At 75.1% G+C, this 13,447-nt stretch carries 15 protein-coding genes and 1 pseudogene; 7 read left to right on the forward strand and 9 right to left on the reverse strand.

What is annotated here, in order from left to right; translation table 11 throughout:
- Positions 1-196: 196 nt before the first annotated feature.
- Both OMK64_RS21225 and OMK64_RS14985 read left to right on the forward strand, forming a co-directional pair.
- Positions 197-703 (forward strand): annotated as a pseudogene (locus tag OMK64_RS21225) (glycosyl hydrolase family 28-related protein); the annotation flags it as partial.
- Positions 704-736: 33 nt separating this feature from the next.
- Positions 737-2,029, forward strand: coding sequence for a glycosyl hydrolase family 28-related protein (locus OMK64_RS14985; protein ID WP_374694102.1), 1,293 nt, complete (start codon positions 737-739; stop codon positions 2,027-2,029).
- Between the two features lie 123 nt (positions 2,030-2,152).
- Here OMK64_RS14985 and OMK64_RS21135 read toward each other — a convergent pair whose 3' ends face one another.
- The 5 genes from OMK64_RS21135 to OMK64_RS15010 form a co-directional block, all read right to left on the reverse strand.
- Positions 2,153-4,153: a beta-galactosidase gene (locus OMK64_RS21135; protein WP_272729169.1), complete on the reverse strand. Its 2,001-nt coding sequence runs from the start codon at positions 4,151-4,153 to the stop codon at positions 2,153-2,155.
- The gene (locus tag OMK64_RS14995; protein ID WP_272729170.1) at positions 4,150-4,557 is read right to left on the reverse strand and encodes a hypothetical protein; all 408 of its coding nucleotides are present in this window, start codon (positions 4,555-4,557) and stop codon (positions 4,150-4,152) included. Before OMK64_RS14995 ends, OMK64_RS21135 begins: the two co-directional genes overlap by 4 nt.
- A 265-nt stretch (positions 4,558-4,822) precedes the next feature.
- Positions 4,823-5,308: a DUF4395 domain-containing protein gene (locus OMK64_RS15000; RefSeq protein WP_272729171.1), complete on the reverse strand. Its 486-nt coding sequence runs from the start codon at positions 5,306-5,308 to the stop codon at positions 4,823-4,825.
- A 204-nt stretch (positions 5,309-5,512) separates the two neighbouring features.
- Positions 5,513-6,031: a thioredoxin family protein gene (locus OMK64_RS15005; protein WP_272729172.1), complete on the reverse strand. Its 519-nt coding sequence runs from the start codon at positions 6,029-6,031 to the stop codon at positions 5,513-5,515.
- A 2-nt stretch (positions 6,032-6,033) separates the two neighbouring features.
- Entirely contained in the window at positions 6,034-6,768 is a 735-nt protein-coding gene (locus OMK64_RS15010) for a hypothetical protein (protein WP_272729173.1), read from the reverse strand.
- Between the two features lie 203 nt (positions 6,769-6,971).
- On the opposite strand from OMK64_RS15010, the gene OMK64_RS15015 reads away from it, so the two are divergent.
- The 3 genes from OMK64_RS15015 to OMK64_RS15025 all read left to right on the forward strand — a co-directional run bounded on the left by OMK64_RS15015 (position 6,972) and on the right by OMK64_RS15025 (position 10,099).
- A complete protein-coding gene (locus OMK64_RS15015) occupies positions 6,972-7,700 on the forward strand; it encodes a winged helix-turn-helix transcriptional regulator (protein WP_272729174.1) in 729 nt (242 codons plus the stop codon).
- A gap of 183 nt (positions 7,701-7,883) precedes the next feature.
- A complete protein-coding gene (nhaA, locus tag OMK64_RS15020; RefSeq protein ID WP_272729175.1) occupies positions 7,884-9,149 on the forward strand; it encodes a Na+/H+ antiporter NhaA in 1,266 nt (421 codons plus the stop codon).
- Positions 9,150-9,160: 11 nt separating this feature from the next.
- Positions 9,161-10,099 carry an alpha/beta fold hydrolase gene (locus OMK64_RS15025; RefSeq protein WP_272729176.1) on the forward strand — a complete coding sequence of 313 codons (939 nt, stop codon included), beginning with the start codon at positions 9,161-9,163 and terminating at the stop codon, positions 10,097-10,099.
- A 45-nt stretch (positions 10,100-10,144) separates the two neighbouring features.
- Here OMK64_RS15025 and nth read toward each other — a convergent pair whose 3' ends face one another.
- Positions 10,145-10,849: an endonuclease III gene (nth, locus tag OMK64_RS15030; RefSeq protein WP_272729177.1), complete on the reverse strand. Its 705-nt coding sequence runs from the start codon at positions 10,847-10,849 to the stop codon at positions 10,145-10,147.
- Positions 10,850-11,040: 191 nt separating this feature from the next.
- Between nth and OMK64_RS15035 the strand changes: the two genes are divergently transcribed.
- Complete coding sequence (locus OMK64_RS15035; protein WP_272729178.1) at positions 11,041-11,454, forward strand: hypothetical protein; 414 nt, start codon at positions 11,041-11,043, stop codon at positions 11,452-11,454.
- 139 nt (positions 11,455-11,593) lie between these two features.
- Positions 11,594-12,271 (forward strand): Crp/Fnr family transcriptional regulator, encoded by a 678-nt coding sequence (locus OMK64_RS15040; RefSeq protein ID WP_162353188.1) that lies wholly within the window; start codon positions 11,594-11,596, stop codon positions 12,269-12,271.
- A gap of 83 nt (positions 12,272-12,354) precedes the next feature.
- Here the strand turns inward: OMK64_RS15040 and OMK64_RS15045 are convergent, their stop codons facing one another.
- The 3 genes from OMK64_RS15045 to OMK64_RS15055 form a co-directional block, all read right to left on the reverse strand.
- Positions 12,355-12,852 (reverse strand): RidA family protein, encoded by a 498-nt coding sequence (locus OMK64_RS15045; protein ID WP_272729179.1) that lies wholly within the window; start codon positions 12,850-12,852, stop codon positions 12,355-12,357.
- The gene (sp36, locus tag OMK64_RS15050) at positions 12,852-13,013 is read right to left on the reverse strand and encodes a Sp36 family protein (RefSeq protein WP_124342304.1); all 162 of its coding nucleotides are present in this window, start codon (positions 13,011-13,013) and stop codon (positions 12,852-12,854) included. The genes OMK64_RS15045 and sp36 overlap by 1 nt, the downstream gene beginning before the upstream one ends.
- 74 nt (positions 13,014-13,087) lie before the next feature.
- A complete protein-coding gene (locus tag OMK64_RS15055) occupies positions 13,088-13,387 on the reverse strand; it encodes a WhiB family transcriptional regulator (protein WP_272729180.1) in 300 nt (99 codons plus the stop codon).
- Between the last annotated feature and the right edge of the window lie 60 nt (positions 13,388-13,447).

Raw genomic sequence — 13,447 nt, forward strand, 5'->3', positions numbered from 1 at the left:
CTCGATCATCCCGCTGATCGTCGCGTTCCTGTTCCTGCAGCGGTACTGGCAGTCCGGGCTCGCGACCGGCTCCGTCAAGGGCTGACGCGTCCCTCCTGTTCCCGCCGTCGGCGCGCCGTCGCCCGCGACCCGGGCCGCCCTCGACCCGGCGCTCGTCGCCGGTCGTGGTGCCGACCTCGGCGTCGTCGAGCAGGAGGCCGAGGCCGCCACGACGAACGGCACCGTCATCGGACCCGACCGCACCGCGTACACGCTGCCCGCGGAGGCGTCCGGACGGTCGGCCGTGCGGCTCCTGCCCGGCCAGTTCGTGGAGTTCCGGCTCCCGAAGGCGGCGAACGCGCTGACCGTCCGCTACGCGATCCCCGACGCGCCGACCGGGGGCGGCATCACGTCGCCGCTCGACGTCACGGTCGGCAACGACCGCGCGCGGACGATCACGCTGACGTCGGAGTACTCGTGGCTCTACAACCAGTACCCGTTCACGAACGACCCGGACGCCGGGCTGCTGCACCCCGACTGGTGGATCACCGAGTGCGGGTGCGTGCCCGCCGCGACGACCCCGGCGCCGACGATCACCACGCCGTTCCGGCCCATGCACTTCTACGACGAGCAGCGCGTGCTGCTCGACCGGACGTACCGCGCGGGCGAGACCGTGCGGCTCACCGTGCCGAAGCGGGCCGCCGCGGCGTGGACCGTGATCGACCTGCTCGACTCGCAGCTCGTCGGCGCACCGCACGTGCGGCTCAAGGCCGCCAACGCGGTCCTGTTCGGCGCCGACCCGACCGGCCGTCGCGACGCCGCCCCCGCGATCGAGCGGGCGATCGCGTTCGCGCAGAAGCGCGACCTGCCCGTCTACCTGCCGCCCGGCACGTACCAGGTGAACCGTCACATCGTGGTGGACGACGTGACCATCGAGGGCGCGGGTTCCTGGTGGACGACGCTGCGCGGGCGCGAGGTCGCGCTGGAGACGCCCGCACCCGACGGGTCCGTGCACACCGGCGTCGGGATCTACGGGAAGCCGGCCGCGGACGGCGGGTCGCGCGACGTGCACCTGTCCGGGTTCGCGATCCAGGGCGACGTCCGCGAGCGCATCGACACCGACCAGGTCAACGGCGTCGGCGGTGCGATGAGCGACTCGACGATCCGCGACCTGTACATCCAGCACACCAAGGTCGGCATGTGGTTCGACGGGCCCATGTCGAACCTCGTCGTGAGCGACACCGTGATCGTCGACCAGATCGCCGACGGCGTGAACTTCCACACCGGCGTCACCGACTCCGTCGTGCGCAACTCGATCATCCGCAACACCGGTGACGACGCGCTGGCCATGTGGGCGCAGGGCACGACGAACGCGCGCAACACGTTCGAGCGCAACACCGTCCAGACGCCGACCCTCGCGAACGGCATCGCGATCTACGGCGGCGAGGACATCACGGTCGTCGGCAACCTCGTCGCCGACCCGGTCCGGGAGGGCAGCGCGCTGCACGCCGGGTCGCGGTTCGGGGCCGAGCCGTTCACCGGGTCGCTGCGGTTCGTCGACAACACGACCGTCCGCGCCGGGACCTACGAGCTCAACTGGAACATCGGGCTCGGGGCGCTGTGGGTGTTCGCGCTCGACCGCAGCATCGACGTCGACCTGCAGGTCGTCGGCGACCACTTCCTCGACAGCACGTACAACGCGCTCATGCTCGTCACCGACTGGCCCGTCAAGGACCTGTACTCGATCACGAACGTGGACGTGCGGGACGTGCGCGTCGACGGGACCGGCACGTCCGTCCTGTCGGCCCGGTCCGCGGGGTCCGCGACGTTCACGAACGTCGACGCGCGCAACGTCGGGGCCGTCGGGATCAACAACTGCGGCGCGTTCGGGTTCACGCCCGCGGGCTCGGAGTTCACGGTCGTCGACGGCGGAGGCAACGACGGCGGCGGGACGACCGGCCCGTGGATGGCGCCGTGGGAGCTGCCGAACACGATCACGTGCGACGACCGGCCGCCGGTGGTGCCCCCGCCGCCGCCGTCGGCGTGGTGAGACGGTCGCCGACACGGGGCGTCGAGCACCCCTGAGACGAGGGCTCCCGGGCCGGAGTGCGCACCGGTCCGGGAGCCCTCTTCGCTGCGGCGGGGTGCCGGCGCCGGCGACGCCCGCCCTCGGTCAGTGGTCCTGACGCAGCACCAGCACACCCCGCGCGGGGACGGTCGCGCCGCCGTCGTGGACCTCGCCCGCGACCAGGTCGGTCCCTGACGCGTCGATCCGCGCGTCGGCGTCGGTGTGGTTGATCGCGAACAGCCACGCCGCGTCGTCGCCGACGCGCCGGACCACCTCGACCCCCGCGGGCACGTCGCGGACCAGCGGCTCGACGCCCGCCGCGTCCAGGACCGAGCGCAGCAGCGCCGTCGTCGACGCCGGGTCGAGGCGCGTCGCGACGTACCAGGCCGCGCCGTCGCCGACGTCGCGACGCGTCACCGCCGGGAAGCCCGCCGACGGGCCGTCGGCGAACGACGCCACGACCGTCGCGTCGGTCACCGTCGCCCGCTCCGACCACACCTCCCCGACGGACCCGTCGTCCAGCGCCACCCGCGCACCCTCCGCGAGCGGCGCGAACTCCTCGCCGCGCACGCCGAGCAGGTCCCGGAAGGCGCCGGGGTAGCCGCCGAGCAGCACGCGGTCGTGCTCGTCGACGATGCCGGAGAAGTACGTGACGACGACCTGGCCGCCGCGCTCCGCGACGGTACGGAGCCGGTCGGCGAGCCCGTCGGGTGCCAGGTACAGCGTCGGCACCAGGACCACGTCGTGCCCGTCGAGCGAGGCCGAGACCGGCAGGACGTCCACCGGGACGCCCGCGTCGAGCAGCGCCCGGTGCAGGCGTCGCGCCTGGTCGAGGTAGCGGACGTCGACGGTCGGGTGCGCCTCGAGCTCGGCCGCCCACCACGCCTGCGTGTCCCACAGCAGCGCGACGCGCGCCCGCTCGACGACGCTCCCCCGCACCTCCGCGAGCCGCCCCAGGGTGGCGCCCAGGTCGACGACCTCCCGGAACAGCGCCGAGTCGCGTCCGGCGTGGGGCACCATCCCCGAGTGGTACTTCTCGGCGCCCGCGCGGGACTGCCGCCACTGGAAGAACAGCGCGCCGTCGGCGCCGCGCGCGACGTGCTGCAGCGAGTTCCGCAGCAGCTGCCCGGGGTTCTTCGCGAGGTTGCGGGGCTGCCAGTTCACCGCGCTCGTCGAGTGCTCCATGACGAGCCACGGCTCACCGCCCGCGAGCCCGCGCACGCGGTCGGCGCTGAACGCGAGCTCGGCCCAGCCGTCCGGGTCCGCCGCCCACAGGTAGTGGTCGTTCGCGACCAGGTCGAGCAGCGGCGTCGTGGCCGCGTAGTCGAGCTGGTGGAACTCGCCCATGACCATGTAGTTCGTCGTGACCGGCAGGTGCGCGGCGACCTCCCGCAGGACCGCGGCCTCGGCGGCGAGGTGGTCGACGAACGCGTCGGACGAGAACCGCTCGAAGTCGAGCCGCTGCCCCGGGTTGGGGATCGTCGTCGTGCGCCGCGGCGGCAGCACCTGGTCGAACGACGCGTACCGCTGACCCCAGAAGGCCGTGCCCCACGCCGCGTTGAGCGCGTCCACGTCGTCGTAGCGCGTGCGCAGCCAGTCGCGGAACGCCGCCGCGGACACGTCGCAGTAGCAGCGCCCGTTGTGGCACGCGAGCTCGTTCGACACGTGCCACATGCGGACCGCGGGGTGCTGCCCGTACCGCTCGGCCAGCACGCGGGCGATGCGCAGCGCGTGCTCGCGCAGCACCGGGCTGCTCGGGCACCACGACTCGCGGCTGCCCTGCGTGTAGCGCAGCCCGTTCGCATCGACCGGGAGCATCTCCGGGTGCTTCAGGTGGAGCCACACGGGCGGAGCCGCGCTCGGCGTCGCGAGATCCACCCCGATGCCGTTCTCGTGCAGCAGGTCGAGCACGCGGTCCAGCCACTCGAACCGGTACACGCCCTCCTCGGGCTCGAGCTCGCCCCACGAGAAGATCCCGACGCTGACGAGGTTGACCCCCGCCTCGCGCATGAGCGCGACGTCCTCCTGCCAGACCTCCTCCGGCCACTGCTCCGGGTTGTAGTCGCCGCCGAACGCGAGGCCCTCGGTGGGCCAGCGCGCGCTCACCGGGTCACCGCCACGAGCACGTCCCACGCGCCGAGCGTCACCGTGGCACCCGCGTCGAGCGGGCCTCCCGGCTCGTCCGGCGGGGGCGGGTCGGCCGGTCGCTCACCGCGCGCGGCGACGAGCACGTCGAGGTCCGCCGGGGCGACGACGTCGACCGCGTCCCACGACCAGTTGTGCAGCACGTGCACGCGTCGGCCGTCGGTCGTGGTCGAGGTGTGCACCGTGACGCTCGGCGGCAGGTCCGACCAGGCCGCGAGCGGCTGCGGCACGAGCCAGCGGGCCAGCGACCGCGCGAACGACGCGCCCGGCACGGTCCCGACGACGGTCACCCGCCCGTCCCCGTACGCGCGCGTCGTCGCCGCGGCCCACGCCCCGTGGTGCGGGTGCACGTACCGCGCGAGCACCTCGGCCTCCTCCCCGCCCGCCGTCTTCCCGCCCAGCTCCGCCGAGTTCGTCAGCTCGTGGTGAGTTCGTCAGTCGCAGCTGACGAACTCAGCCCCGAGCGACGAACTCGCGGGCGCGGCTAGGCGCGAGGGCGGAGGGACGAGTGAGGGCGGCGCGGCGCCGCCGAGCCGGTCAGGCGCGGCGGAGGCGCAGGCCGACCCGGTCAGGCGCGGCGGAGGCGCAGGCCGACCCGGTCAGGCGCGGCGGAGGCGCAGGCCGACCCGGTCAGGCGCGGCGGAGGCGCAGGCCAAGCAGGTAGAGCTCGCAGCCGAGGCACAGGCCGAACGCCGCGTTGAGGAACGCTGCGACGAGCGCGACGGCGGCTGCGACCGGCACGGCGACGGCGACGCCCAGCGCACCGAGCAGCACGCCGACCCCTGTCACGAGCAGGCCGACGAGCTGCGCGAACCGCGGCGGCCGCGGGTCCTCCCGCTCGACGACCGGCCCGACCCGCGGCGCGACGACCCGCCGGAACACCGCGGCCTGCCACGTGCCGGACACGCCGCGCGCGACCCCGAGGGCGAAGCTCGCGGCGACGACCGCGAGCAGCGCGAGCGCCACGCCGGGCCACGCACCCAGCAGCAGGACGAGCACGAGCAGGACGGCGGTCACGCCGGCGCCGAAGCGCGGGCCGCGCACGTCGATGCCGTCGGGCCGCTCGGCGGCGACGGCGGCGGTGGTGGGGTGGGGTGCGGGGGCGTGCTGGTTCACGGGATCTCCTCAGGGGCGCTGTCGGGGGGTGCACGGGGCGTCGCACCGCGCGGCCGGCGATCAGTTCGCGAGCGGCCGACGTTCGGGTCGCCCGGCCGACGGTGGGTCGTCAGGGGCGGAGCTGCGACGGGGCCGGGGCCGCCGGGCCGGTCCGGGCGGTGCACCCGGACGGGCCGCACGCCGACGGCCCGTGAGAGGCGCGCGTCAGCGCGGGGCGACCCCGCGGCGACAGGAGTCGAGCGCGGCCAGCGCCTGACGGCGGTCGGTCGCGCCGGACATCCGGCCGACGACCGCTCCGCTCGCGTCGAGCAGCAGGACGGTGGGCGTGCGCATCACGCCGAAGCGTCGCACGAGGTCCAGGTGCTGCGCGACGTCGAGGTCGACGTGCGAGACGCCGTCGTGCTCGTCGGCGACGGCGGCGAGGACCGCGTGCGTGCGCCGGCACGGCGTGCACACCTCGCTCGACAGCTGCACGAAGGTCGCGACGGCACCGAGCGGGGCGCCGATCTCGGCGGCGGTGAGCCGGTCGTCTCGCCGGCCGTCGGTCCCGCCCGCGCCACCGGCCGCCGGCCCGCCCGAGGACTGCCCGTCGGCCGCGTCGGGCGACGGGGCCGCGAGGACGCTCGGCGGCACCGGCGTGAACCGTCCGTTGCGCGACCGCCAGACGAGCCCGACGACGACCGCGAGCGCGAGCACGCCGAGGACGAGCAGGACGCGGTCCACGGTCAGCCGACCAGCACGCGTCCGACGACGTACACGAGCAGCCCGGTGACCGTCACGGGCAGCACGACGACCGCGAGCGAGGGCCGCCACCGCTCGAGGGCCTCCATGCGGTCGAACAGCGCGTGCAGCGCGGCGACGAGGATGCCGACGGCGACGCCGAGCAGTCCCCCGGCGACGGGGTCGAAGTCCGGCAGCACGAGCCCGGCGACGGCGCCCGCCGCGGCGGACGACAGGGTCGTCGCGAGCACGCCCATCCAGACGGGCAGGTGGATCGCGACGACGACGGACCCCACCGCGAGCGCGAGCGCGGCGGTGACGACGAGCGCCTCCCCCTCCGGCCCGCGGGCGATCGCGATCCAGCCGGTCGCGGCGACGGCGACGAGCGCGCCCGCGACGGTGCCGGACACGGACTCGACGAGCCGCACGCGCCCGTCGCGCCGCACGAGCTCGGCGACGAAGGCCAGCACGACGGCCGCGGCGAACACGATCGGCAGGCGGTCGAGGTAGGGCTGCTCCTCCTCGAGCGTGACGACCGCCACGGACCCGAGGCCCGCGAGCGCGACGACGGCACTGGTCCCCGTGCCGAACGGCAGGTTCGCGAGCGGGGGCCACCCGACGGCGACGAGGAGGACGAGGACGGCGCACGCCGCAGCGAGCGGGTAGAGGCCCACGTAGCCGGCGACGGCGACCGCGGTCGCGAGGACGGCCGTGACGACGGCCCTGGTGGCGAGCTGCATCCCGCGCTTACCGCCCCGTCGTCCGAGGGGTCGTGGCGGGCACCCGCGCGGAGGTCGCGCAGGTCGTCACGGGGGCCGCGGAGGGGATGAGCACGGCAGCGATTGTCGCAGACGCGGCCCGTCCACCCGCTCGTCACCGCGCACGACCTCGGCGTGCGGCGCGGTACCGTGTGCCTCACTCGCACGCGGGGAGGAGGTTCCACGTGGCAGATCTGCTGCTGCTCACTCCCGCGTCCGGGGGCTCTGCTCAGGTGCTCCCGGCGCTCGGTCTGCTGTCGCACCGGGTCCGGGTGCTCCCGGTCGAACCGTCCGCCCTGGTGGATGCCCCGGACGCGGACATCGTCGTGCTCGACGCACGCCGTGACCTGGTCACGGCCCGCACGACGTGCCGGCTGCTGCGCGCCACCGGCCTGACCGTCCCGCTCGTGCTCGTCCTCACCGAGGGCGGGCTCACGGTCGTCACGGCCGAGTGGGGTGCTGACGACATCATCCTCGAGTCGGCGAACCCGGCCGAGGTCGAGACGCGCTTCCGGCTCGTCATGGAGCGCGCGGCGACGGCCGGCTACGACGACGCCCCGCAGGAGATCTCGTCGGGCGAGCTCACGATCGACGCGGGCGGGTACACGGCCCGCCTGCGCGGCCGGCCGCTCGACCTCACCTACAAGGAGTTCGAGCTCCTCAAGTACCTGGTGCAGCACCCGGGCCGCGTGTTCACGCGCGCGCAGCTGCTGCAGGAGGTCTGGGGCTACGACTACTACGGGGGCACTCGCACGGTGGACGTCCACGTGCGTCGCCTGCGCGCCAAGCTCGGCCCCGAGCACGAGCAGCTCATCGGGACGGTCCGCAACGTCGGCTACCGGTTCGACCCGCCGAAGGACCGCCGCGCGGCGGTCGACGACCGCGGCGACGTCCCGGCCTCGGCGGACGCCTGACCCCGCACGCCTGACTCCGCGCGCCTGACGCGCGTCGGCGGCGGCGGTCGCGAACCCCCACGGTCCCGCCGCGCGTCTCCCGCGTGGACGCTCCACCCCGGCGGCACCGGTCCTGGCTACCCTGGTGCACGGTGAGCCGGGAAGTCTGGTCGGCAGTCCCGCTGTCGCGCCCGGAGGTCCCCTGTGCCCCGTCCCACCCCTCGCCTGTTCGCCGCCCTGACCCCGGGCGGCGAGCGCAACCTCCTCGACACGCTCCGTGAGGAGCGCACCGGGGGGATCCTGCTCCTGGTGGGCACGGTCGTCGCGCTGCTGTGGGCCAACGTGTGGCCGTCGTCGTACGCGTCGGTGTCTGCGACCGTCGTCGGCCCGGCCGCGCTGCACCTCGACCTGTCGCTCGCGGCGTGGGCGACGGACGGGCTGCTCGCGATCTTCTTCTTCGTCGTCGGGCTCGAGCTCAAGCGCGAGATCGTCGCGGGCGAGCTGCGCGACCCGCGCACGGCGGTCGTGCCGATCGTCGCGGCGGTCGGCGGCATGCTGGTCCCCGCGGCGCTCTACCTCGCGGTCAACCTGACCGCGCCGGACGGGAACCCCACGGGCTGGGCCGTGCCGACGGCGACCGACATCGCTTTCGCCGTCGCCGTGCTCGCGGTCGTGGGCCGGTCGCTGCCCAACGCGCTGCGCGCCTTCCTGCTGACGCTCGCGGTCGTCGACGACCTGCTCGCGATCATCGTCATCGGCGTCGTCTACACCGACCACGTCGCCCTCCTCACGCTCGCGGCCTCGCTGGCCGTCGTGGCCCTGTTCGCGGTGGCCGTCGCGCGCGGCATGACGAGCCCGTGGCTGCTCCTGCCGCTCGCGGTGCTCGCCTGGGGGCTCATGCACGCGTCGGGCGTGCACGCGACGATCGCGGGCGTGCTGCTCGGCCTCGTCGTCCCGGCGACCCCGGAGGCGACGCAGCGCGCGCTGCGGCTGCGTGAGACGCCGGCCGAGTCGCTCGCGGAGCGCTGGGAGCACCGCTGGCGTCCGGTGTCCGCGGGCTTCGCCGTCCCGGTGTTCGCGGTGTTCGCCGCCGGTGTCACGTTCAGCGCGGCGACGGTCCGGGACGCGGTCGCCGACCCGGTCGCGCAGGGAGTCGCGCTCGGCCTGGTCGTCGGCAAACCGCTCGGCATCCTCGGCGCGACGTGGCTCGTCGCCCGGTTCACGCGCGCGTCGCTCGCGCCCGGGCTCGGGTGGGCCGACGTGCTCGCCGTCGGTCTCGTCGGCGGCATCGGGTTCACGGTGTCGCTGCTCGTCGGCGAGCTCGCGTTCGGGGCCGGCAGCGCGCACGACGAGCACGTCGTCGTCGCGGTGCTCGTGGGCTCGCTCGTCGCCGCGTGCGCGGGCGGTCTGGCGCTCTGGCAGCGGGACCGGCACCACGCGTCCGCCCACGGGACCCCCGCCACCGGGTAGGTTCGGCTCCGATGAGCACCGTCGACTCCGCGACGCTCCTGATCGAGGGACCGTGGCGGCACCGGTTCGTCGCCGCGAACGGCGCCCGGTTCCACGTCACCGTCTCCGGTCCCGACGACCGCGACACGCCTCTCGTCGTGCTGCTGCACGGCGTGCCGCAGTTCTGGTGGGCCTGGCGACGGCAGATCCCCGCGCTCGCGGACGCCGGCTACCGCGTCGCGGCGATGGACGTGCGCGGCACCGGCTCGTCCGACAAGCCGCCGCAGGGCTACGACGTCCCGACGCTCGCCGCGGACGTCGCGGGCGTGGTCCGCTCGCTCGGCGCGTCGCGCGCGATCGTCGTCGGCAACGGCACGGGCGGCGAGATCGCCTGGGCGACGGCGGCCCTGCACCCCGACGTCGTGCAGGCCGTGGCCGCGCTCGGCGCCCCGCACCCGCTCGACGTGCACGGCCACCCGCGCACCGCCCTCCGGGCCGGTGCCTGGCGTCGGCTCGCGTTCGCGCAGCTCCCCTCGTTCCCCGAGCGCGCCCTCCAGCGCGGCGACCTGGTCCGCACGCTGCTGACCGAGTGGGGCGGGGCTCCGGGGTGGCTCGACGCGGCGACCGAGCAGCAGTACCGCGAGGCCGTCCGGGTGCCGTTCGCGGCGCACAGCCAGATGGAGCAGCTGCGCTGGCTCGTGCGGTCGATGCCGCGGCTCGACGGTCGCCGGTACCACGCGGCGCTCGAGCAGACCCGGCCGCTGCCCGTGCTGCAGGTGCACGGCGGGCGCGACGGGCTGCGACCGGCGACGTACGCGCCGCTGTCGGCCGCGACGAAGGCGCTCGTCGCCGAGCGCTACCGGTACGAGCTCGTGCCGTCCGCGGGCCACTGGCTGCCCGACGAGGCCCCGGACGTCGTGTCCGAGGTGCTGCTCGACTGGCTCGCCGAGACGGCGCTCGTCAGCCCTTGAGCCCGCAGGCCGCGCGCGGCGGCCGTGCCGCCTCGACGTCGCGCGTCAGCCCTTGAGCATCGCCGTCGCGCGCACCGGGTCGTTCTCGCCGATGCCCGCCGACGGGCACCACGCCGCGACCGGGCACGCGCCGCACGCGGGCTTGCGCGCGAAGCACGTGCGCCGCCCGTGGAAGATCAGCCGGTGGCAGGCCATGGTCCAGTCCTTGCGCGGCAGGAGCTCCCCGAGCTCGCGCTCGACGACCAGCGGGTCCTCGCTCGTCGTGTAGCCGAGCCGCAGCGACAGGCGCAGCACGTGCGTGTCCGTCGTGATGCCCGGGATGCCGAACGCGTTGCCGAGCACGACGTTCGCCGTCTTGCGTCCCACCCCGGGCAGCGTGACGAGGTCCTCGAGCCGGTGCGGCACGACGCCGCCGTGCTGCTCGACGAGCGCCGCCGACAGCCCCGTGACCGCGCGCGCCTTGGCCCGGAAGAAGCCCGTCGGCCGGAGGATCTCCTCGAGCTCGTCGGGGTCGGCGGCCGCGAGCGCCGCCGGGTCCGGGTAGCGGGCGAAGAGGGTCGGCGTCGTGAGGTTCACGCGCACGTCCGTCGTCTGCGCGGACAGCACGGTCGCGACGAGCAGCTCGAACGGCGACGTGAAGTCGAGCTCGCAGCGTGCGTCGGGGTAGCGGACCGCGAGCGCCCGGTCGACGCGGCGCGCGCGACGGGTCCGTGCGAGGGGGGTCTCGGTCGTGCCCGGCGCGTCGCTCACGCGTGGCAGCGTAGGCCGCACCGGTGACACCTGCCGGGCGGACGGTCGGGTCGGATGTCGCCCCCTCGGCGCAGCGCCCGTCGCCCCGTCGGCCCAACGCGCTGACCTGCGGACGAACTGGTCGCGCGGACGGCTCAAGTCCCGGCCTCCGCACGCCGAACGACGGGATGAGGACCTGGAGGCTCACCCCGATGACTGCACCCACCGAGCAGCGCGTGCGCGACCTGCGTCTCGACCGCCGCGCGCTGCGCGCCGAGCGTGCGCGCGTGGGGTGGTGGCGCCGGCTGGTGCGCGCCCGGCTCGACCTCGCCGTCGCGCAGGTCGCACGGCCGCAGACGCTCGGCGAGGACGTCGCCTTCCAGCTGCCCGTCGACGTGGGCGTGGACGTGCCCCGCCCGGCCGAGCTCGCCGCCGTGCTCACCGGGACACCGGCCGACGAGCTGGCCGCGCTCGACGACCTGCGCGCGCTCGACGAGCAGCTCGCGCGCTACGAGGCGGGCGTCGCGTCGGCCCTGTCGGACACCACGGACCAGCTCATCACGCGGCTCGCGCTCGACCCCGAGGCGACCGCCGCGTGCCTCCAGGAGCCCATCGGTCGGGGCTGAGGCCCCTCATACGGCAAACTGTGAGATGGCCGGTGCCCGAGACCAGGACGCCGGACGGGTACCGCCACCGAGCCAGACGGTTCGCGCGCGGTCGTCAGGCCGGTGACCGTCGGGTCGGGCCGGGAAGGAAGGAGCCACGGTGGAGGACGACATCGTGCTGGCAGCCCCCCTCTTCGCGGGGCTGGACGTCGAGACGTCCGGGGCGCTCGTCGCGACCATGAAGCAGCTCCACCTCGTGCGCGGCGACACGCTGTTCCACGAGGGTGAGCCCGGTGACCGGCTGTACGTCGTGCGCGACGGCAAGATCAAGCTCGGCCGACGCTCCAACGACGGTCGCGAGAACCTGCTCGCCGTGCTCGGTCCGGGCGAGATGTTCGGCGAGCTGTCCCTGTTCGACCCGGGCCCGCGCACCGCGACAGCGACGGTCGTCGCCGACGCCGAGGTGCTCGAGCTCGGCCACGCCGACCTCATCAAGTGGCTCCAGGACAAGCCGTCGGTCGCCCAGCAGCTGCTGCAGGCCCTCGCGCGCCGCCTGCGCCGCACCAACGAGGCGCTGGCCGACCTCGTGTTCTCCGACGTCCCGGGCCGTGTCGCCAAGGCGCTGCTCGACCTGTCGACCCGGTTCGGCGAGAAGGTCGACGAGGGCGTGCGCGTCGCGCACGACCTCACGCAGGAGGAGCTCGCGCAGCTCGTCGGTGCGTCGCGCGAGACCGTCAACAAGGCGCTCGCCGACTTCGCCGCGCGCGGCTGGGTGCGGCGCGAGGGCCGCGCCGTCGTCCTGCTCGACATCGACCGCCTGGAGCGCCGCGCGCGCTGACGGCAGCCGCTCCGGCACGAGACGTGCGACGGCCCCGGTCCCACCAGGACCGGGGCCGTTCGTCTTCCCGCCGGGCAGGCGGGTCAGTCGCGCAGGCGGACGACGATCTCGACCTCGACCGGCGAGTCCATCGGCAGCACCGCGACGCCCACCGCCGAGCGTGCGTGCACCCCGGCGTCGCCGAGCACGTCGCGCAGGAGGAGGCTCGCGCCGTTGACCACGGCCGGCTGACCGGTGAACGCGGGGTCGCTCGCGACGAAGCCGACGACCTTGACGACGCGCGCGACACGGTCGAGCGCGTCCGCGCCGGTCGGTCCGCCGTCCGCGGCGACGGCCGCCGCGACCGCGGCCAGGGCGTTGAGCGCGGCCGTCCGGGCGTACCCGGCGGCGTCGTCGGGGGCGACCAGACCGGGCCCGTCGCCGACCTTGCCCGTCGCGGGCAGCGCACCCGCGACGAAGGGCAGCTGTCCGGACGTCCACACCGTGTCGCCGTCGCGGAGCGCCGGGACGTAGGCGGCGAGCGGCGCGGCGACCGTCGGCAGCTCGAGCCCGAGCTCGGCCAGGCGGGCGGCGACGCCCATCAGGCCTGCTTCGGACGCTTGAGGTACGCGACCAGACCGGCGTCCGGGCCCTGGATCACCTGGACGAGCTCCCACCCGTCGGCGCCCCACTGGTCCAGGATCTGCTTGGTCGCGTGGATGATGAGGGGGATCGTCGCGTACTCCCACTGCTGCGTCGCCATGCGCCCACCCTAGCGGGGGCGACGGCGCCAGCGACGCGCCCCGAGCCGGACGGCGACACGCCGTGCAAGCGCTCTCACCGGACCGGCAGCACGCCCGTCTCGACGCCCACGAGCTCCGCGTGCCACGAGCGGACCTCGGGCCGGCGGCGCAGCAGCGCGCGGCGCTCACGCTCGGTCATGCCGCCCCACACGCCGAAGTCCATGCGGTTGTCGAGCGCGTCGGCGAGGCACTCCAGGCGGACGGGGCAGCCGGTGCACACGGAGCGCGCCTCCCGCTGGGCCGCGCCCTCGACGAAGAGAGCGTCCGGTGACAGCTTGCCCGTGCCACAGGCGGCGATCGCGGTCCAGTGCGCGTCCAGCGTGACGGTTGCCACTCACCCTCCAGAGAAGACGGACGGGTGCCGCGGGCACCCGTGTCCTGCGGGGAAACTAGT

Source organism: Cellulomonas fimi (assembly GCF_028527925.1).
GTDB classification, from domain to species: Bacteria; Actinomycetota; Actinomycetes; order Actinomycetales; family Cellulomonadaceae; genus Cellulomonas; species Cellulomonas fimi_C.

Excerpts from the sequence above, each read along its gene's own strand:
- OMK64_RS15010 (WP_272729173.1), bottom strand. The coding sequence starts at position 6,768 with ATGCAGCTCGCCACCAGGGCCGTCGTCACGGCCGTCCTCGCGACCGCG.
- OMK64_RS15045 (WP_272729179.1), bottom strand. The coding sequence starts at position 12,852 with ATGGGCGTCGCCGCCCGCCTGGCCGAGCTCGGGCTCGAGCTGCCGACG.
- OMK64_RS15035 (WP_272729178.1), top strand. The coding sequence starts at position 11,041 with ATGACTGCACCCACCGAGCAGCGCGTGCGCGACCTGCGTCTCGACCGC.
- OMK64_RS15025 (WP_272729176.1), top strand. The coding sequence starts at position 9,161 with ATGAGCACCGTCGACTCCGCGACGCTCCTGATCGAGGGACCGTGGCGG.
- sp36 (WP_124342304.1), bottom strand. The coding sequence starts at position 13,013 with ATGGCGACGCAGCAGTGGGAGTACGCGACGATCCCCCTCATCATCCAC.